Here is an 18,021-nt window from a genome sequence, read left to right on the forward strand (position 1 = left end):
GAAACGCTCGGCAAACAAAACCAAACACCCTGTATCTTACCCGCCGGTCAACCGGCGATCCCTCGCCCCCAGGTCGCATGCACCCGCCTTCGAGTGAAGGAAAACCGCGTGGACGCTACAGGGCGGGAAAGCGACCGCCACCCCTCCCCCGGCCGACAGAGCCGGAATCCGGCTCCCCACTTCCGGCCGCATCCCACCGAAAACGGCCCGCCGTGATAATGCACCTGTCACCCCACTTTTGGGGATTCCTTTGCAGGCCAGGCGGCATCCGCCCCAGGTTCAGGCCACCCGGACGGCCATCGCGCGGCACCTGGAGCGACCACCCGACCACGCTCGGCCGCCAACGAACCTTCGTTCGGGCTCCTTGAAAACCAAACCGGAAGGTACGTATCTTACGAGCCCTGAGCAGCCCACCCCGCCCGCCACGGCCTTCCGGAGCGCTCCCATGACCCTGCTTGCCTACCGCGCCCCCGCCATCTCCCGCGTCGCCGGCGCGGACCACGGCACCACCCCCGGCCGCACCGCCGGACCGGCCGTGCCGACCGGACCGGCACCGCGCCTGACCAGCACCGTTGCCAAGGAGTACGTCCACCGGGCCTGTCACGCCGAGGTCTTCCTCACCGGCAGCGAGCAGCTGAACGAGACGACCTTCGCCGTCACCGCGCAGTGGCCGCGCGCCCACACCTTCTTCACCACCCCCGACGGAACCCGGCACGACCCGATCCAGGCCGCTGAAACGATCCGCCAAGCCGGGCTCTACCTCGCGCACACCCGGTTCGGCGTCCCGCTCGACCACAAGTTCATGATGTGGAACCTCGACTACACCACCCGCCCCCGCCAACTGCTCATCGGCGCGGCGCCCACCGACCTCACCATCGAGGCCAGACTCGTCCCACAGCCGCGCCGGGCCGGCACCACCATCGACTTCACCCTCAGCACCGTCATCCGACGCGGCGCCCACCTCGCCGCCACCGGACACGCCCGGTTCACCACCGTGCCGGACTCCACCTACCGGCGGCTGCGCGGGGCACGCCGCGAGGCCGACCCGGCGCCCGCCGTCTCCGGCGAGCCGCTGGCCCCGGGCCGAGTGGGCCGGATCCGCCCCTGCGACGTCGTCCTGACCCCGGCCGACGCACCCGGGACCTGGCACCTCACCCCCGACCTCTGGCACCCGATCCTCTTCGACCACGCCAACGACCACATTCCCGGCATGGTCCTACTGGAGGCCGCCCGCCAGGCCACCAACGCGCTCGTCTCACCGGCCACCGTCATCCCCGCCTCCGCCGCGACCACCTACCACCGGTACGCCGAGCACGACGCCGCCACCACGATCACCGCCCGGCACACCCCCGGTGACGACCCGGACGCCCTCACCACCACCGTCACCGGCCACCAGAACGGCGAGCCGATCTTCACCACCGTCCTGACCGGCCACGCCGACCAGCGGTGACCGGCGCCGCCGGACACTGACGGGCACTGACGGGCGCCGACGGACTCCCGTCGACCCGCGCCGGCCCCGACCAGTCCCGACCAGTCCCGGCCGGTCCCGACCAGGGCGGACCAGCCCTGAACAGCTCTGACCGCCAGCCGGCCACCGCCCCACCCGGCCCGTCCGACCTCCACGGTCGGGCGGGCCGTCGGCGCGCCGGAGACGAACCCCTCCCACGGACTGGCACCGGACGAACACCTGCGCGAGGATGTCAGCCCTTGGATTCGCAGTGACCGGGAGTACACAGTGCGTGAAGTCGCTTCGCACCAGAACGAGTTGATCAGACTGACGGACCGCCCCGGCACCGACGACGCCACCGGGCACGAGGGGCGCACCGGCGGGCGGAGCGTACGGGTGCGGGTGCTGGGGCGGCACGCACCGGGCTCCCTGCTCGGCCACGACTGGCTGGACTGCGAGATCACCGTCACCGCCGACTCGGCCCGCGGGCAGTTCGTCACACTGGTGACTGGACGTCAACTCCAGCAGTGGGAAGCCGCCCTGGAACGTCTGGCGCGACGCGAGGCGGTGCGCTGGCTGGACGAGGAGCACGGCCCGGAGCTGCGGATCGAGCCGGGGCGACCCGGCGGCCTCTGGGTGACCGTCTCCGACGCCGAGGACTCCGGCGTCACCCTCCGGGTCGTCCTGTCCCCCGCCCCCGGCTGGCTGGACGAGCAGCGCGCCCTGCTCAAACTCGTCCGGGACGCCTACCCGTTCGAGGTGGTCGAGGTCGCCCCCGGCGTCCACGCCTGGCGCGCACAGCAGGGGGACGAACACTGACGCACCGTCAATACCATTCTGACGAAGGGGCCGACGCCCCGCGCAGCGAGCCGTCGGGCAGGGCGAGGAGGAGGAGCCGCACGGCACGGGCGGCGAGTTGGACGGCGGAGCCGCACGGCACGGGCGGCGAGTTGGACGGCGGAGCCGGCCGACAGCCGGCCCCGGGCGGCCGGGCGCCGACCGGCGGCGGACCGGCCACCGCCGATAATGGCGACATGATCGAGAAGCAGCTCCGCGTCGTCCTCGCCGAGGACTCGGTGATCCTCCGGGACGGCATGGTCGAACTCCTCACCGCGCGCGGGTGCACCGTGGTCGCCACCGCCGGGACGGCCCCCGAACTGATCGCCGCCGTCGACGAGCACCGGCCCGATGTGGCCGTGGTCGACATCCGGATGCCGCCCAGCCACACCGACGAGGGCATCCGCGCCGCCGTCGAGCTCCGCTCCACCTCGCCCGGGGTCGGCATCCTGGTCTTCTCCCAGCACGCCGAGACCGCCTGGGCGGCCCGGCTGCTCGCAGGTGGCGCCGCCGGCGTCGGCTATCTGCTCAAGGAACGCGTCGCCCGCACCTCGGAGTTCGTGGACGCGCTGCACCGGGTGGCGGCCGGCGGCACGGCGCTCGACCCGGAGATCGTCAACGGCCTGATGCACGGCGGGCGGCGAAACCGTGTCGACGCGCTCACCCCGCGCGAACGGGAGGTACTGGAGCTGATGGCGCAGGGCCACTCCAACCGTTCGATCGCCGGGCTGCTCGTGGTCTCGGAGCGGGCGGTGGAGAAGCACGTCGCCGCCGTCTTCGCCAAGTTCGACCTGTCGGCGACCGAAACCGACAACCGGCGCGTCAAAGCCGTCCTCACCTACCTCGCCGAAACCGGCGGCTGAGCCGGGAGCAGCGGTTCCGTGGACGGCCGCGCCGCGGCCACCCGTCACAGGCGGCTCGGCAGTTCGGCGGTGACCGTCGTCGGCCCGCCCGGCGGGCTGTCCACCCGCAGCACCCCGTCCACCGCCACGAGCCGTTCGGCCAGGCCCGCCAGGCCCGAACCCGAACCGGAGCCCGAGCCGGAGCCCCCGCCCGGGGCGGCGCCCCCGCGGCCGTCGTCGCGCACCGTCAGCCGCACCCGCCCGTCGGCTGCGCTCGCCGCGAGCTCCGCCGCCGCCGCGCCGCTGTGCTTGGCGACGTTGGTCAGCAACTCGGCCGCGCAGAAGTAGACGGCCTGCTCGATCGCCGCGTCCGGCCGCTCCCTCAGGTCCAGCCGTACCGTGACCGGCACCGGCGCGGTGGCGGTGAGCCCGGGCAGCGCCTGGGCGAGGCCGCCGTCCAGCGCCACCGGGTGGATGCCCCGGGTGAGCCGGCGCAGTTCCGCGATGGTGTCGTCGGTCTGCCGACGGGCCCGGTCGACCAGGGTGCGCAGGCGCTCGGTGTCCGGAGCGCCGGGCGGGCCGGGCAGCCTGGTCAGCCCGGGCTGGGCGTCGCCAACGGCCTCACCAACGGCCTCACCGGTGACCGCACCGAGGGCGTCGTCGGCCAACGAGAGGGTGATGGCGAGCGCGACCAGTTGCGCCTGCGTCCCGTCGTGCAGATCGCGTTCGAGGCGGCGCAACCGGTCGGTGTTCTCGGCGAGCAAGGTGGCCCGGGCGGTCTCCAGCTCGCGCACCCGCTCCTGCGACCGCACCGGGCCGAGCAGCAGCCGGGCGAGGCTCCGATTGGCCGCGCTCACCGCCCGCAGCACCGCCGGCACCGCCGCCAGTACGGCGAGCCCGGCCGGGGCCCCGGCCACGTCCAGCCAGCCGACCGGTCTGGGCCCCGGCTCCAGCAGCCGCACCCACAGCGGGAAGCCCACCAACCAGACGCAGCTGAGCGGCAGTCCGACCGCGACCAGGAAGCCGAGCACCCCCAGTGGCAGCCTCAGCAGCAGGTAGAGCAGCGCCCGCCAGGCCACCGGGTCGGTCAGCACCGCCCGGCCCCGGGCGATCGCCCCGGACGGCCGGGGCAGCGCGCCCGGGGCCGACACCCGCTCGCCGAGCAGCCGCCCGACCAGTCGCCGGTGCAGCCCGCCCAGCCCGCGCGCCCCGGCCAGGGCGGCCACCACGAACGGCAGCCCGAGCACGGTGAGCGAGAGCAACGCCCCGGCGTAGAGCACGGCCACGGCGTAGACCCCGCCGAGCACCCCGATCGGCAGCCCGAGCAGCGCGAAGGCCAACTCGCCGCCGCGCACCGACAGATACCGCCGACGCTCAGCCACCGTCCACCTCACCACTCCCACTCACCACGCTCACCGCACTCACCACTCACCACTCACCGCTTCGACGACACACCCAGGCGGCTTCGACCCGGCCCCACCGCACCTGGCGAAGGGCCCGGCCACCCCCGCTCACCCCCGCTCACCCCCGCTCACCGCCGACCGCCTCGACCGCGCGCCCCCGGATCGCCCGCAGGCCGGCGCCCAGGATTCCCGGTACCGTCAGCCCCGCCGCGCCCGCCACCACCCAGCCGCACGCAACGCCCGGCACCACCGGCAGCACCGACCCCGTCACCGCCCGGGCGAACGCCCCCGTGGCGACGGCCGCCACCGCCGCACCCAGCAGCACGCCGACCGCCGTGGTGAGGGCCGCCTCGACGGACAGCATCCGCAGCAGTTGCCGCCTGGTCGCGCCGACCAGGCGCAGTAGCGCGAACTCGCGCCACCGGTCGGCCGTCAGGGCGACCAGCGTGTTGACGGTGGAGACGGCCGCGAAGCAGACCAGCATCCCCAGTTCCGCCTCGCGGAGCCAGACGTCCGTCACCTTGGTGACGCTGGTCGCGGCGCCGGTCGTACGGACCACGTGCTCGGCGGTGCTCGTCATGATCAACATGGTGCCCGACAGCCCGACCAGGAGCGCGACCGGCACCACGGCCGAGGAGAGCCGGGCCGCGTAGCCGCGCAGGTTGGCGTCGGCGAGCCAGCCCGCCCCGGGGGCCAGCACCCGTACCGGCGCGCCGAGCACGGCGGCCACGGCCCGTGCGGCGAGCGGCCCGAGCAGGGCGAGGGCGACCAGCAGCACCAGCGAGCCGAGCATCGCCGCCTGCCCCGCCTTGTCCAGTTCACCGGCCCCTCTGGTGGCGGCGAGCCGCAGCAGCAGCACCCCGCCCGCCAGGACGGCCAGCCCGGCCAGCACCCGCAGCACGCCCGTGCGCCGCTGGCCCGAGGTGTCGGCGGTCAGCGCGGCGGCCGGGGTGAGCCGGGTGATCCGTCGGGCGGCGAGGGCGGTGGCGGCCAGGCCGACCAGCAGCGCCACCGCCAGTGCGACCAGCATCGGCACCGGCGTCCCGGGGATCCGCAGGCCGGGCGCGGCCAGCCCGCGCCGTCGGAGCGCGGCGAGGAAGCCCCGGGCGGCGAGGGTGCCCGCCGCGCCGCCGGGCACGGCCATCAGCAGGACGGTCGCCGCGACCTGGGCCCGCACCAGCCGACGCACCTGACGGGGTGTCGCGGCGACCGTCCGCAGCAGGGCGAGGTCGCGGTGCTGCTGGCGGAGGGTGAAGCCGAGCGCGTTGACCACGACGAACAGCGCGACCAGGACGGCGATCTCACCGAACGCCCCCGCGATCAGCAGCAGGCCCGGCCCGGCCACCGCCCGGCGGGCCACCGCGGCGGGGGCCGTGGCCTGGGCGGCGACCAGCGAGCCGAACAGCGTCACCGTCGCCACCGCCAGGAACAGCGCCACCGCCAGCCCGGCGAAGGCGGCCGGTCGGCGCCGGATCTGACCGGCCGCCAGGGAGAGGACGGGGCTCATCGCGCTCCCCCGCCCAGCCGGCTCAACCGCTCGCCGACCTGTGCGGCGGTCGGCCGGTCGAGCTCGTCCACCAGCAGCCCGTCGGCCAGCAGCAGCACCCGGTCCGCGTAGCCGGCGGCCACCGGGTCGTGGGTGACCATCACACACGTCCGCCCGTCCACGTCCACACCGGAACGCAGCAGGTCGAGGACGTCGTGCCCGGTCTCCCGGTCGAGCGCGCCGGTCGGCTCGTCCGCGGACAGCACGGCCGGCCGCGCGACCAGCGCCCGGGCGATCGCCACCCGCTGCTGCTGGCCGCCGGACAGCTGCCCGGGCCGGTGCCGCTCCCGCCCGGACAGGCCGACCCTGGCGAGCGCCTCCCACACCTGCGCCCCGTCCGGCCGCGCCCCCGCGAGCCGCCCGGGAAGTTCGACGTTCTGCGCGACGGTCATCGCGGGCATCAGGTTGAACGCCTGGAACACGAACCCCACCCTGGTACGGCGCAGCTGCGCGAGCCGCCGCTCGGGCAGCCGGGACACCTCCGTCCCGCCCCAGCGGACGGTGCCCCGGGTGGGGCGGTCCATCCAGGCGAGGCAGTGCAGCAGCGTCGTCTTGCCGGAACCCGAGGGCCCCATCACCGCCGTGAACGTCCCCGGCGCGAAGGCCACGGACACCCCCCGCAACGCCCGGACGGCGGCCGTGCCCCGCCCGTACTCCCGGTGCAGCCCGTCCCCGGTCAGGGCCGCGCCCGCCACCTCACCGCTCGCCGCCGCGGCGGCTGTCGTCATCCCGTTCATGCCCTCCATCCTGGGCATGAACGGCCGCACGATCGATTGGGCTGGCCCCCCAATTCGGGGTTCGGAAAACCGAACCCCGCAGGTGGCCCTACCTCCGGACCCAGGACGCGTACGTCGGGTCGAGGCCATCGCGGTCCCGTCCCACCCCGGCACCGTCGCGGTCCGGTCCCATCCCGGCGCCGTCGCGGTCCGGTCCCATCCCGGCGCCGTCGAGGTCGAGGTCGACCGACCGACCCGAGCCACCGTCACGGCGCCCGACGGTGCGGTACTAGGCTGGCTCCCGTTTGACCGGGGGACGGGGGACGGGTGTCTGAGGACGGGGGTCACGTGACCTTGCTGGAGAACGATCCGCGCGAGATCGGCGGGTACCGGCTGGAGGGCCGGATCGGCGCGGGCGGGATGGGCGTCGTGTACCGCGCGCGGTCGCTGTCCGGGCGGCAGGTGGCACTCAAGGTGATCCGCCCCGAGCTCGCCGGGGACGAAGAGTTCCGGGCCCGGTTCCGACACGAGGTCGAGGCCGCCCGCCGGGTGAGCGGGGCGTTCACCGCACCCGTCGTCGACGCGGACCCCGACGCCCCGTCGCCCTGGCTGGCCACCCTGTACGTCCCGGGCCCTTCGCTGGCCGAACGGGTCGCCCGGCAGGGCCCGTTGAGCCCGCCGGAGGTACGGCGGCTGGCGGCGGGCCTCGCGGAGGCGCTGCGGGACATCCATCGCGCCGGGCTGGTGCACCGGGACCTCAAGCCCGGCAACGTCCTGCTCGCGGAGGACGGCCCCCGCGTGATCGACTTCGGCATCGCCCGCGCCCTGGACGGCACCCAGCTCACCAGCACCGGCGTCGCCGTCGGCACACCGCCGTTCATGGCACCGGAGCAGTTCCGGCGCGGCGACACCAGCCCGGCCACCGACGTGTTCGCGCTCGGTTCGGTGCTGGCCTTCGCGGGCACCGGGCGCGGTCCGTTCGGCGCGGACTCCTCGCACGCGGTGGGCTTCCGGGTCGTCTACGAGGAGCCGGACCTCGCCGGGCTGGCGGCGGAGCTGCTCCCCATGGTCGCGGCCTGCCTCGCCAAGGAGCCGACCCGACGGCCCACCCTGGAGACGTTGCTGACGTGGTCCGTCGCGGGCGTGGAGCCTCCCCCGGCCGCGCCCGACACCCGGCCCGCGACCGTGTGGGAGCGGCCCGCCGTGCCGCCCGTACCGACCGAGCCGGACGTCCGCTCGGCACCCCTCGCACCCGCCCTCCCCCCGCCCGCCGGGCCCGCCGTCATACCGGCGCCGACCGACCCCGTCGTCCCCAGGCCACGCCGCCGGACGGCCGCGCTCGTCGTCGCGGTCGCCGTCGCGCTGGCCGCGGCCGGCGGCGCGGCCGTCCTGCTGCGGCAGCAGGAGAAGGACAGCGGCGGTGCCGGTGCCCTGCCCCCGGCCGCCTCGGCTCCGTCCACTCCCGGTCAGTCAGGCCGGTCCGGCCCGCCCGACTGCCCCTCGGCCCGCGCCGTCGTGGGCGGAGACGGGCCGTTGAAGACCGTCATGAGCCGTTGGACGGCCGACTACCACCAGGCGTGCCCCACCGCGAACGTGGCCACCGCCGACCTGGGCGGCACCGCCGACCAGCAGTTCGTCGCCGGCCAGGTCGACGCCGTCACCCTCGACGACGCGCCCCTGGGCGACGAGGGTGACGGCCTCGGCAAGCGGTGCACGGCCGCCCGGCCCGCCCAACTCCCGCTCGCCGCCCTGCCGATCGCGGTCGTCTACAACGTCCCCGGGCTCGACTCGCTGGTACTGGACGCCCCGACGGTGGCCCGGATCTTCAACGGCCAGATCACCAGCTGGCGGGATCCCGCGATCGCGACGCTCAACCCCGGCCGGGTGCTGCCCGACTCGGCCATCACCGCGGTCCACCCGTCGGCCGAATCGCCGATCACGCTCGGCTTCACCCGCTACCTCGCCAAGGCCGCGTCCGCCGCCTGGCCGTACCCGACGGCCGCCCGCTCCTGGCCCGCCCAGGCGACGGGCGGTCTGGCGGTCGGCGATCTCGGCGCCGTCCGCCAGACGGTGACCGGCAAGTCCGGCGCGATCGCCTTCCTCCCGCTCAAGGACGCCGACGGGCTGCGGACCGCGAAACTGTCCGCCGGCTCCGGCCCGGTGGCCGCCACCACCGAGGCCGCCACCGCCGCCCTGGTCGGCGCCAAGGTCACCGGCACGGGCGCCGGCCTGACGGTCGACGTCGACTACGCGAACCCCGGCTCCGGCGCGTACCCGCTCGTCCAGGTCGGCTACGCGGTGTTCTGCGACACCAACGCACCGGACAACCGCGGCAACCGCCCGACCCAGGCACTGGCCGGTCTGCTCTCCCACGCGGTGAGCGCCGCCGGCCAGCCGGCCGCGACGCAGCTGGGCTACGCCGCACTGCCGCCCGCCCTCGCCCGTCAGGTCACCGACGCGCTGAACGGTCTGACGGCCGGCTGACCGGCACGGTGGGCGCCCGGACCGCCGCCCCCTCCCGCCCGGAGAGTCGGTGCCGCCGCTCACCGACCGCGACGCCCGACGGCAGGACGCGGTTCGGGCCACCGCCTCGGTACGCCCGCGAGCTGAGCCTCGCCCGCCCCCGGGCCCCGCGCCGCCCATCCGACGAGGGATCATGAACGGGTGACCATCGACCTGCTGCCCGGCCACGGCGTCCGCCTGCCCGCGCCGCTGCCCGGACTGCGCTTCGGCCTCACCGAGGCGACGGTCCGCCGCCTGCTGGCCCCGCACCACGAGGCGCTCCCGGGCGGTGTGCGCCCCATCTTCGTCTGCGGCTCCAGCTGGGCTCTGCACTTCACCCTGCCCGGGGTCGGCGTCACCCTCTGCTCGGGCTCGGGCGAGCGCCTCCGGGCCGTCTTCCTCTCGCGCCGCCCGGTGGAACCGCTGGAGGGTGCGGCCGCCTGCCCGGTCGGCCTCCACGGCGTCGACGTCTTCGGCCGGCCGGCCCACGAGGTGGTCGAGGCGCTGCGCGCCGGGGGCCTGCCCGTCCCCGATCCCGCCCACGGCAACGTCCGGTACGACACGCTGCGCCTCAGCCGAAACACCCCCGTGCGCTGGACCCCGGCCGGCGGGCGGAAGCCGCGCCACGAACCGCCGTTCACCTTCGGCCTCGTCTCCCTCTCCTCCCCGGAAGCCCACCCCTCACCCCTTCACCAGGAGTCGACATGACCACCACCCCCGCGTCCACCTCCGCGACCACCCCCTTGACCATCGCCGTCCTCGGGCCGGGCGGCGTCGGCGGCCTGATCGGCGGACTGCTCGCGCGCGCCGGGCACCGGGTGATCTGCCTGGCCGGCGAGGAGACCACCGCCGTCCTCAACCGGGACGGACTGCACGTCCGCAGCGGGCAGTTCGGCGAGTTCACCGCCCGGGTCGAAGCCGCCACCGAACTGCGCGAGCCGGTCGACGCCGCGTTCGTGACCGTCAAGGAGACGGCGCTGGCCGACGCACTCGACCGGATGCCGCCGCAGGCCCTCGGCTCCGCCGTCGTGGTGCCGCTGCTCAACGGACTCGACCACGTCGCGGCGCTGCGCGAGCGCTACCCGGCCGGGCAGGTCGCGGCCGGCACGATCCGGGTCGAGGCCACTCGGACCGCGCCCGGGCGGATCGAGCACACCAGCCCCTTCACCGTGCTCGAACTGGCCGGAACGGCAGCGGACTTGGCCGAGCAGCTGCGGCGCACCGGCCTCGATGTCACGCTTCGCGAGGACGAGACCGCGATGCTCTGGAGCAAGCTCTCCTTCCTCGCCCCGTTCGCGCTGCTCACCACCCGCCACCGCAGCGAGGTCGGCGTCGTACGCACCGAGCACCGGTCCGAACTGCTCACCGTCCTCGACGAGATCGCGGCCGTCTCCGGCGCGGCGGGCGCCCCGGCGGACGCACAGGCACTGCTCGCCGCCTTCGACCGGGTGCCCGGGTCGATGAAGTCCTCGATGCAGCGCGACGTGGAGGCAGGCCGTCCGATCGAACTGGACGCCATCGGCGGCGCCGTCCTGCGGGCCGCCGCCGCACACGGGGTCGACACCCCGACCCTCGCCGGACTGGTGCGCGACCTCTCCGGACCGGCCAACCGGTAGCAGTCCCGGCCGACTTCACGTCATGGGCAGCACCCCTGACGTGAAGTCGGCGAAGTCGAGTCCGGAATCTGATGTTCCATCAACTCCCTTTCCTGGCCGACAGTAAAGGTTCACCCATGATTCACCCGATCGGGCGGAACCACGAGCGGGCGATCAGGCGTTGTTGCCGGCGGGAGGGATACAGACATGACAAGGAAACCGTACCGACTGGCCACCGCCGCACTCGCGCTGCTCGCCACCGCTCCACTGCTCAGCGCATGCAAGGACGTCGACCAGGCACTCGACTGCGGCAAACAGGCCGTCAGCATCACCGGCGACATCCAGGACCTCGCCTCATCGGCCATCAACGTCGGCCAACTCACCGACCAGGATCGCCGCAAACACACCTCCGACGCCCTGAAGAAGGTCGGCGACGACATCAAGAAGCTCCGCGACCACAACAGTGGGGACAAGCTCGACAAGGCCACCGACAAGCTGAACAAGGCCGTCTCCAGCGCCCAGGACAACGTCTCCAAGGGCAAGATGCCCGACATCGGGGCGATCACCGACGCCGCCGGCGACGTGACCAGCGCCTGCGCCGGGTCCTGAGCCACCGACCGCACCGCCCGCTCCCGGCCCCGCACCCGCGGGGCCGGGAGCAACCCGGGGCCCGCCCCGGCCTGTCGCCACCGACCGGGCCCCGCCAGGCGGTAGGAATGGCACCGGGACCGAACCGCACCACGGAGGCACCGGTGAACCACCCGATCCTCGACCAGATCCGCGACCTGCGCGCCGAGTTGGCGCCCGGCGACGCCGCCCCGGCACTCGTCACGGCGCTCGCCGACGGCACGGCGCCCCGCCCGGCCCTGGCCGAACTCGCCGCCCAGCAGCACCGGATCATCGCCTCCGACCGGCGCAGCCTGCTGCTGCTCGCCACCCGCAGCGCCGACCTTCCGGTGAGCGCCTGGTTCGCCGCCCTCGCCGGGGCGAGAGCGCCGCGCTGCGCACCCTGCCCGGCCTCGCCGCCGCCTGCGGCCTCGGCCCGGACGAACTCGCCACCCGGCCACCACTGGCCGGCTGCCAGGCCTACCCGGCCTACCTCGCCTGGCTCGCCTACCTCGCCTGGCTCGCACTGAACGGCGAGCCCGCCGCCGCGGCCGCCGCGCTGGTCGCCAACTTCGCGGCCTGGAGTAAGTATACAGACGTAGACTTAACCCCTGGCCTGCGGAAACACGCACAGCTCACCAGCTACGCGCTCGTCGCGTGAGCTTGGAGGCTCCGGTTTGAGCGGGGCGCCCAATCAGGGCATCGTCTTCCGCCCTGGCATGCTGATAGGCATCCACGGCCAGGGGGCGGGGCGCAGACCGGTTGCTTCCTCAAGCGGCCGGACGCGGTACCCGGCCTTGATCATCTGGGCCTGGAGCCAGTTGGAATCGCACCCGTAAACCGTCGCGAGCCTTCTGACGCCGACGCCGGAGGCGTACCGGAGGGCGATGGCCGGCAGCGCGGCGATCACGAGTGCCCTGAGCATGGCCTGCCGGTCTTGTTCGGTGGTGGCCCACATGGCTACTCCTGAGGAGGGTGGAGAGTCCTCCGCCCTGCGGCAGCGGGGGCAGCCGCAGGGCGGAGGTGGGCCCGCCGCTGGGGGTTGAGGGCGGCGGGGGTGCGAGGTGTCAGTCCCGGGTGGGGACGGGGTTGTCGGGGCTGTCCAACCACACGGTGTGGCTGTCGGGGGTGACGGTGAGGCCGAAGCGGTCGAAGCCGGGGCGGCCCTGGTCGTCCCACCAGTGGTAGGCGGCCTCCACCTCGTCCCAGAGGTTGCGGGGGCCGGACTGGACGACCTCGTAGGCGGTGCGGCCCGGTTCCCAGTCGGCGGTGGCCCACGAGGTGACGGCCGTGTCGTGCAGCCACAGCGTGTACGTGCCGTCGTCGTACCGCTCGGTGAGCGGGAACGCTTCGGGCACTTGCACGCCGACGGCGAACATGGCCAGCCAGTCGCCCAACTCCTGCGGTGACAGGTCGGTCTGGGACTTCGCTCCGTCGGCCGGCCACGGCCCGGACAGGTACTCCAGGCTGCTCGGGCGAGGCGTTCGCTGCTGGCGCAGGCGCATGAACGCCGAGGACCCGACGAAGTGGCCGCTGGCCGTCCCGTCGTCGCCGACGGTGAGCCGTACCACGGCTTCCCCGCCGTACTGGGGCCCCCACGGGGCGACGATCACCCCGCCGGGCCCGGTCTGGGATACCCAGGCGTGTGGGATCCGTCCGACGGAACAGGTGGCGATGACGCGATCGAACGGCGCGCCGTCCGGATGGCCATCGGCTCCGTCGCCGACCACGGACGTCGGGAAGTACCCGGCCCGCGCGAGGCGGCGTTGGGCGGCGGCGGCGTTGGCCTCGTCCACCTCGATGGTGACGACGCTGCCGGACCCGAGGCGCTGGGACAGCAGGGCGGAGTTCCATCCGGTGCCGGTGCCGATCTCCATCACCCGGTTCCCGTCCTCCACGTTGAGCGCGGAGAGCATGGAGAACACCATCGTGGGCATGGAGTTGGACGACGTGGGCATGGTTCCCCGTTCGTCGCCCTCGTGGGTTCCGTCGTCCCACTGCGTGGTGAGCGGGACGTCGGAGTAGACCGCGTGCCACCACCGCGCCGGGTCGGTGTAGCGGTGGACGGCCTGGCCCTGGCAGATCCCGTCGGCCTGGCCCGGCCAGATGGTGTCGGGGATGAACTGGTGGCGGGGCACGGCGTTGTACGGTCCCAGCCAGTCCGAGGTGAGAGACCCGTTGTCGATGAGCGCGGAGGCCAGCCGGGTCCGACCGGCCTCCGCTTCGTGCTTGGCGCTCACTGGCTACTTGCCGCCCGCCGGGCGCTGGCCGTCACTGCTGTTGCCGCCCTCGTCCGAGCCGCCGCCGCCGTGCTTGTTGCCGCTGTTGCTGTCGTCCTGCTGGCCGCCCCCGGTGCCGGGGCCGGAGCCGCCGCCGTGCTTGCCGCTGTCGCCAAAGCTGGGCATACAGGTGTTCCCTTCTCGGTCGGTCAGGCCGGGGACTGATGCCCCCTGGCCCGTCGTGCGTCTTACTGGCCCGTCCCGGCCGTTCTTCCCCAGGGTGGCCGGGACGGGGGTCCGTGGGTGCTACTTGGGGTTCGACGGCTGTTCGGCGTGGCTAGCGCTGGTCGTAGATCCCGACGTCCAGGCCGAAGCGTCCGCGTCGCCGGATCTCGATCGTGCGGTGGGGCAGCACGCGTACCCACCACAGGCAGCCCGGCTCCCGTTCCTCCCTGTCGAAGTCGAGACCGCCGACGACCAGCAGGACCATGGCGGCGAGGATCAGGACGTACCCCATCACGAGATCACCGTGCCGGGCTCGACTTTCGGACCGATCGTCCACGGCACCCGCGCCAGGTGTTCGTAGGACCGGTGCTCCGGGTCCTCCTTGACGTGGACGAACGGCCAGCTCTGGGCGAGGTTGAACGACTGCAACTCGGGGCCCTCGGCCCCGCACACGGTGCCGTCCTCGTCCTCCGCACGGCACCGGAACTGGTGCAGGGCCGGCGGCATGTCGGGCTCGTCGGCAGCCTGGCTCAGCGTCCAGTCCGTGAACCGGAAGACCGTGCGCAGTCGGGGGGCCGGGGCGGCCTCGCGCGGGGTGGGCAGGTCGGCCGCGTCCTGCCTCGCCGGGGGACAGGACGTGTGCGCGAGCGGCGGGCCCGCAGAGGTGTCAGCCATGGTGTTCCTCACTCGAAGATCCAGTGCCACGTGGCGTGGCGGTGCTACAACTCCCGTGTGCGCTCCCGAAGGAGGCGCATGCTGTCCGACTCGGCAGGCACAAGGGCTGCCGACTTTTCGGACTCGTCGGCTGCCTCGGGTAGGGCAGGCAGGTCGGCCACCGCCTGTCCGTCGTCCTCGGCGTTCTCCTCCGGGCGGCTCGACACGGGACCTACGCCGGGCGCTTGTCGAGCGCGGCCCGCAGCGCGGCACGGCGGTGGGGCGTCCGGGCGCGGCTGATGCAGTCGTTGCAGATCGGGTGGCAGGTGCTCTGGGGGTCACCGGGGGCCTGGAGCGAGGTGCCCGCGCAGACCAGCGTCTCCCGGTACTCGTCCAGCGGGCTCCAGCCAGCGGGGGGCCGCTGCAACTCGGACTTCGAGGGCCCGGTCACGACCTCCCGGTACTCACGCTTGGGGGCGCGTCGCGCCATCGGTCTGTCCTCCTTCGCTGAGGGCGGCCGTGGGGAGGTCTGCCCTCGGAATTCCTGCGACACCTGGGGGCTTGCGCGGCTCGGTGTCTTGATCGCTACTCTGCGTTCATGCCCGCCAAGCCGTTCATCAACGACGAAGACGATCACGACGCGTGCTGGATCTGCCCGAGTCTTCGGCTCCCCGTTGGGGCGTTCGATGTGCTCGAACGCCCCAACGGGGACTACCCGTTCAACCCGGACGATGGCTTCCGGTACAACCGGGAGGGAATCCCGGCCTGTGTGCACGGAGACCGCATCGGGCTGCCTCCCGGCCGGTACGCGAGTGCCGGCAAGGCGTTGCCCGAGGGCTAGAAGGGGATGGCGTGCTCGCGCCCGCTGCGGGCGAAGCCGATGGAGTCGTACTTCTCGGCGAGGATGCCCAGGCGGCGGTCGACCTCGGCCTTGTCGAGCCAGTAGCGGGCGGGCGGCTCGGTGCCCCAGGCGACCACGTACGCGGCGTGGGTGTACTCGCCGCCGGTGTAGTCGGTGTGTTCCTGGTCGGTCTGGTGGATCAGCGTGAAGCCAGTCCGGTCGGCGATGCGGGCGAGGAGTTGCGGCTGCGCGATCATCGCGTGCGTCATCTCGTCCACGGGGACGGGCAGGGCCAGCTCGGCGTCGGTCTCGCTGCCGGTCAGCTCGAACGCCGCCGCCTTGAGGGCGATGGCGCGCAGGCCCTCGGAGAACAGCGGGGCCTTGTCGGTGTCGAGGTTCCACTCGCTGATGGTCGGGAACCCGGTGAAGCACTGCCAGTCGCTGCTGTACTCCAGGGTCGCCGCCTCGAACGCCGGGAACTCGGGGTCCGCGGTGATGGCGGTCAGGATCTCACGGGCGCGCTCGCCGACCTTGTCGGCGGCCGGCATGGTGCTGGTGGACATTCTGGTCCTCCTGCTGGGTGGTTGAGGCTGCCGCACGGGGCTCTGCGGCAGGGCAGCATCGCTGTTCGCAGAAGACCGAGTTCGCACTAGGCTTCCGCTGCCACCGGCGATGCCGTAGTCATGAAGTTACGGCCGGTGATTCCAGGGTTCGACGGACTGCCAGTACGAGTTACCCGGACGATCGAGGCCAAGGGGGCCCGGAATGGCTGCTCGGACACCACCGAGGCTCACCGAAACACTGACTGACAGTCAGTCCAAGCCTGTGCGAGTCCCTGAAGGGGTGATTTCCGGCTTCCTTTTCAAGGTCATCCGGGAACAGATCCCGAAGACTCAGGACGAGTTGGCCGTGGAACTGGGGATCGACAAGAGCACCGTCCAGGGCTGGGAGTCCGGCCGTCGGCCGCTCTCCTCCACCAGGGCCGGGAACCTGGTGGTACTGCGCCGGAAGCTGATTCTGCTCGGCGCGCCGACCGGGCTGGTGGACCTGATCAGCCTCGCATTGGACGCGGACTTCGTCCTCGGCGAGATACTGCGGTCCCGGCCCACGAAGGCCGAGGTTCTGGAGCATCCGTTGGCCGGGTGGGTGCTTACCCGGGACACCACGCACATGATCGGCTGGGCCGTCAGCGGGGTTCTGCCCGGCGCCGTGGCCACCGAGTTGAGCATTCCTGCCGCTCGGCGCGGGCCGGTCTCCACTGCACCGCTCCTCGGGCAGGACGTGCGCTCGCGATTCTTCGACAACCTTCGGCATACCGCCGACCTGGTGGAGGCCGGCGGTGAGGAGACCGCCCTACTCCGGAGACAGGTCTGGTACCTGTCCTCCTACGACCGGGCTCGCGATGTGGGCGAGTGGTTTGGCGGGATGCAGCGGCGAGGCCGGATTCCCTCGGCCGGTTCTGGGTGGTCACCCCGCTGGGCTGAGGCGCGGTCGGTCGCGGCAGCACTGGCGCGACAAGGGGACCCTGAGCTACTCCGAGACTTCATCGCCCGCTCGATCACCGACAACGACGATTTCGAGACCGCGAACTTGAACTATTGGGCTCACTGGCTCGGGCTCGACTCACGTCCCCAGACCAGCGACGACTTCATGACCGAACAGGAACGCCCGGCGTGGGACGCCTCCTCACTGCTGCGACAGTTCGCCATCCGGCTGGACCGCGCGGGTGAGTACACCGACCTGTACGTCCATTCGATCTGGGCACTCATGCTCACCCGACGCGGCCTGGCCGATGCGGACCCCCGTACAGCCCGCGACCTAGCCACACGAGTGCGCACGCTGCTTGATGGTGATGGCCTTTCACGGCAGTCCCGACGAGAGCTGGAGTCTGTGCACTACGGTCTGCGGGTAGGTGGGTCCAGCAACTACCGATCCAACAGCGAAGGACAGCTATGACGGACGACAAGCAGGCGAAGGGCACCGCGAGCTACCTGTTCGAGGCGGGCATGCTCAAGCGGGCGAAGCGCCAGGGCTGGTGGATCGCTGGGGTCAAAGACCCCGAGTCTGTCGCGGAGCACTCGTTCCGTACGGGCGTCGTCGGCGCGGTGCTCGCGATGATGGAGGGTGCCGACCCGGCCAAGGTCGCCCTGCTGTGTCTCTTCCACGACACCCAGGAGACCCGGGTCAGCGATATCCCGCACGTCAGTCGGCGCTACCTCACCGCCGCCTCGAACGAACGCGTGACCGCAGACCAGGTCAGCGCCGCTCACCCGGCCGTCGTTGCCGGGGTTCAGGCCCTCGTGGAGGAGTATGAAAACGCCGAGAGCCTGGAAGTCACCGTCGCCCATGACGCGGACAAGCTGGAGTGCCTGATTCAGGCCGTGGAGTACCGCGAGCAGGGGTACCAGAACGTCCAGCCGTGGATTGACAGCAGCCTCGGCAGCCTCAAGACCGAGTCGGCCCGCACTCTCGCCGAGGCCGCACTGACCATGACGTCCTTGGAGTGGCAGAAGATCTACCTTACGTGAGACTGGTGGTATCCGTCTTCGAGTCCGCCACCGCCCCCAAGGCATCCTGACCTACCACTA

21 protein-coding genes are annotated in these 18,021 nt (G+C 73.0%); 11 read left to right on the forward strand and 10 right to left on the reverse strand.

Annotation, left to right across the window (positions count from 1 at the left end; all coding sequences use genetic code 11):
* The first annotated feature begins 445 nt into the window (after positions 1-445).
* The 3 genes from AC07BF_RS29595 to AC07BF_RS29605 all read left to right on the forward strand — a co-directional run bounded on the left by AC07BF_RS29595 (position 446) and on the right by AC07BF_RS29605 (position 3,147).
* Positions 446-1,450 carry a ScbA/BarX family gamma-butyrolactone biosynthesis protein gene (locus tag AC07BF_RS29595; RefSeq protein WP_363582739.1) on the forward strand — a complete coding sequence of 335 codons (1,005 nt, stop codon included), beginning with the start codon at positions 446-448 and terminating at the stop codon, positions 1,448-1,450.
* A 285-nt stretch (positions 1,451-1,735) separates the two neighbouring features.
* Positions 1,736-2,266, forward strand: coding sequence for a DUF5959 family protein (locus AC07BF_RS29600; RefSeq protein WP_363582737.1), 531 nt, complete (start codon positions 1,736-1,738; stop codon positions 2,264-2,266).
* Between the two features lie 215 nt (positions 2,267-2,481).
* Positions 2,482-3,147 (forward strand): response regulator transcription factor, encoded by a 666-nt coding sequence (locus AC07BF_RS29605; RefSeq protein ID WP_363633685.1) that lies wholly within the window; start codon positions 2,482-2,484, stop codon positions 3,145-3,147.
* Between the two features lie 44 nt (positions 3,148-3,191).
* Here AC07BF_RS29605 and AC07BF_RS29610 read toward each other — a convergent pair whose 3' ends face one another.
* The 3 genes from AC07BF_RS29610 to AC07BF_RS29620 form a co-directional block, all read right to left on the reverse strand.
* On the reverse strand, positions 3,192-4,508 hold the full coding sequence (locus AC07BF_RS29610; RefSeq protein WP_363633683.1) for a sensor histidine kinase: 1,317 nt from the start codon (positions 4,506-4,508) through the stop codon (positions 3,192-3,194).
* Between the two features lie 139 nt (positions 4,509-4,647).
* Complete coding sequence (locus AC07BF_RS29615) at positions 4,648-6,036, reverse strand: FtsX-like permease family protein (protein WP_478334145.1); 1,389 nt, start codon at positions 6,034-6,036, stop codon at positions 4,648-4,650.
* A complete protein-coding gene (locus AC07BF_RS29620; protein ID WP_478334164.1) occupies positions 6,033-6,803 on the reverse strand; it encodes an ABC transporter ATP-binding protein in 771 nt (256 codons plus the stop codon). Before AC07BF_RS29620 ends, AC07BF_RS29615 begins: the two co-directional genes overlap by 4 nt.
* Before the next feature lie 336 nt (positions 6,804-7,139).
* On the opposite strand from AC07BF_RS29620, the gene AC07BF_RS29625 reads away from it, so the two are divergent.
* From AC07BF_RS29625 to AC07BF_RS29645, 5 genes are all read left to right on the forward strand, one after another.
* On the forward strand, positions 7,140-9,275 hold the full coding sequence (locus AC07BF_RS29625) for a serine/threonine-protein kinase (RefSeq protein WP_400812176.1): 2,136 nt from the start codon (positions 7,140-7,142) through the stop codon (positions 9,273-9,275).
* Positions 9,276-9,455: 180 nt separating this feature from the next.
* Positions 9,456-10,001, forward strand: a complete 546-nt coding sequence (locus tag AC07BF_RS29630; RefSeq protein WP_478334146.1) for a hypothetical protein — start codon at positions 9,456-9,458, stop codon at positions 9,999-10,001.
* Positions 9,998-10,909 carry a ketopantoate reductase family protein gene (locus AC07BF_RS29635; protein ID WP_363582725.1) on the forward strand — a complete coding sequence of 304 codons (912 nt, stop codon included), beginning with the start codon at positions 9,998-10,000 and terminating at the stop codon, positions 10,907-10,909. The genes AC07BF_RS29630 and AC07BF_RS29635 overlap by 4 nt, the downstream gene beginning before the upstream one ends.
* Positions 10,910-11,095: 186 nt before the next feature.
* A complete protein-coding gene (locus AC07BF_RS29640) occupies positions 11,096-11,497 on the forward strand; it encodes a hypothetical protein (protein WP_478334147.1) in 402 nt (133 codons plus the stop codon).
* A 143-nt stretch (positions 11,498-11,640) separates the two neighbouring features.
* Complete coding sequence (locus AC07BF_RS29645; RefSeq protein ID WP_478334148.1) at positions 11,641-12,024, forward strand: hypothetical protein; 384 nt, start codon at positions 11,641-11,643, stop codon at positions 12,022-12,024.
* 164 nt (positions 12,025-12,188) lie between these two features.
* Here AC07BF_RS29645 and AC07BF_RS29650 read toward each other — a convergent pair whose 3' ends face one another.
* The 6 genes from AC07BF_RS29650 to AC07BF_RS29675 form a co-directional block, all read right to left on the reverse strand.
* Positions 12,189-12,452, reverse strand: coding sequence for a hypothetical protein (locus tag AC07BF_RS29650; protein WP_363582719.1), 264 nt, complete (start codon positions 12,450-12,452; stop codon positions 12,189-12,191).
* Between the two features lie 109 nt (positions 12,453-12,561).
* Entirely contained in the window at positions 12,562-13,734 is a 1,173-nt protein-coding gene (locus AC07BF_RS29655) for a methyltransferase domain-containing protein (RefSeq protein ID WP_478334149.1), read from the reverse strand.
* A gap of 3 nt (positions 13,735-13,737) precedes the next feature.
* Complete coding sequence (locus tag AC07BF_RS29660; RefSeq protein WP_380484151.1) at positions 13,738-13,899, reverse strand: hypothetical protein; 162 nt, start codon at positions 13,897-13,899, stop codon at positions 13,738-13,740.
* Between the two features lie 151 nt (positions 13,900-14,050).
* Entirely contained in the window at positions 14,051-14,230 is a 180-nt protein-coding gene (locus AC07BF_RS29665) for a hypothetical protein (protein WP_478334150.1), read from the reverse strand.
* Positions 14,230-14,613, reverse strand: coding sequence for a DUF7848 domain-containing protein (locus AC07BF_RS29670; RefSeq protein ID WP_363631296.1), 384 nt, complete (start codon positions 14,611-14,613; stop codon positions 14,230-14,232). The genes AC07BF_RS29665 and AC07BF_RS29670 overlap by 1 nt, the downstream gene beginning before the upstream one ends.
* 211 nt (positions 14,614-14,824) lie before the next feature.
* Positions 14,825-15,082 carry a hypothetical protein gene (locus AC07BF_RS29675; RefSeq protein WP_478334151.1) on the reverse strand — a complete coding sequence of 86 codons (258 nt, stop codon included), beginning with the start codon at positions 15,080-15,082 and terminating at the stop codon, positions 14,825-14,827.
* 108 nt (positions 15,083-15,190) lie between these two features.
* Between AC07BF_RS29675 and AC07BF_RS29680 the strand changes: the two genes are divergently transcribed.
* Complete coding sequence (locus AC07BF_RS29680) at positions 15,191-15,433, forward strand: hypothetical protein (protein WP_478334152.1); 243 nt, start codon at positions 15,191-15,193, stop codon at positions 15,431-15,433.
* Here AC07BF_RS29680 and AC07BF_RS29685 read toward each other — a convergent pair.
* A complete protein-coding gene (locus AC07BF_RS29685; protein ID WP_478334153.1) occupies positions 15,430-15,996 on the reverse strand; it encodes a hypothetical protein in 567 nt (188 codons plus the stop codon). The two genes, AC07BF_RS29680 and AC07BF_RS29685, sit on opposite strands and share 4 nt — an antisense overlap.
* 280 nt (positions 15,997-16,276) lie before the next feature.
* Here AC07BF_RS29685 and AC07BF_RS29690 point away from each other — a divergent pair, with 280 nt between their 5' ends.
* A complete protein-coding gene (locus AC07BF_RS29690; RefSeq protein WP_478334154.1) occupies positions 16,277-17,389 on the forward strand; it encodes a helix-turn-helix domain-containing protein in 1,113 nt (370 codons plus the stop codon).
* Positions 17,386-17,961, forward strand: a complete 576-nt coding sequence (locus AC07BF_RS29695) for an HD domain-containing protein (protein ID WP_363617052.1) — start codon at positions 17,386-17,388, stop codon at positions 17,959-17,961. The genes AC07BF_RS29690 and AC07BF_RS29695 overlap by 4 nt, the downstream gene beginning before the upstream one ends.
* Positions 17,962-18,021 lie beyond the last annotated feature (60 nt).

This window comes from Kitasatospora sp. NPDC043950, assembly GCF_056435345.1.

Excerpts from the sequence above, each read along its gene's own strand:
- AC07BF_RS29670 (WP_363631296.1), bottom strand. The coding sequence starts at position 14,613 with ATGGCTGACACCTCTGCGGGCCCGCCGCTCGCGCACACGTCCTGTCCC.
- AC07BF_RS29660 (WP_380484151.1), bottom strand. The coding sequence starts at position 13,899 with ATGCCCAGCTTTGGCGACAGCGGCAAGCACGGCGGCGGCTCCGGCCCC.
- AC07BF_RS29680 (WP_478334152.1), top strand. The coding sequence starts at position 15,191 with ATGCCCGCCAAGCCGTTCATCAACGACGAAGACGATCACGACGCGTGC.
- AC07BF_RS29685 (WP_478334153.1), bottom strand. The coding sequence starts at position 15,996 with ATGTCCACCAGCACCATGCCGGCCGCCGACAAGGTCGGCGAGCGCGCC.
- AC07BF_RS29675 (WP_478334151.1), bottom strand. The coding sequence starts at position 15,082 with ATGGCGCGACGCGCCCCCAAGCGTGAGTACCGGGAGGTCGTGACCGGG.
- AC07BF_RS29650 (WP_363582719.1), bottom strand. The coding sequence starts at position 12,452 with ATGTGGGCCACCACCGAACAAGACCGGCAGGCCATGCTCAGGGCACTC.
- AC07BF_RS29620 (WP_478334164.1), bottom strand. The coding sequence starts at position 6,803 with ATGACGACAGCCGCCGCGGCGGCGAGCGGTGAGGTGGCGGGCGCGGCC.
- AC07BF_RS29665 (WP_478334150.1), bottom strand. The coding sequence starts at position 14,230 with ATGGGGTACGTCCTGATCCTCGCCGCCATGGTCCTGCTGGTCGTCGGC.
- AC07BF_RS29595 (WP_363582739.1), top strand. The coding sequence starts at position 446 with ATGACCCTGCTTGCCTACCGCGCCCCCGCCATCTCCCGCGTCGCCGGC.
- AC07BF_RS29635 (WP_363582725.1), top strand. The coding sequence starts at position 9,998 with ATGACCACCACCCCCGCGTCCACCTCCGCGACCACCCCCTTGACCATC.
- AC07BF_RS29615 (WP_478334145.1), bottom strand. The coding sequence starts at position 6,036 with ATGAGCCCCGTCCTCTCCCTGGCGGCCGGTCAGATCCGGCGCCGACCG.
- AC07BF_RS29640 (WP_478334147.1), top strand. The coding sequence starts at position 11,096 with ATGACAAGGAAACCGTACCGACTGGCCACCGCCGCACTCGCGCTGCTC.
- AC07BF_RS29695 (WP_363617052.1), top strand. The coding sequence starts at position 17,386 with ATGACGGACGACAAGCAGGCGAAGGGCACCGCGAGCTACCTGTTCGAG.
- AC07BF_RS29605 (WP_363633685.1), top strand. The coding sequence starts at position 2,482 with ATGATCGAGAAGCAGCTCCGCGTCGTCCTCGCCGAGGACTCGGTGATC.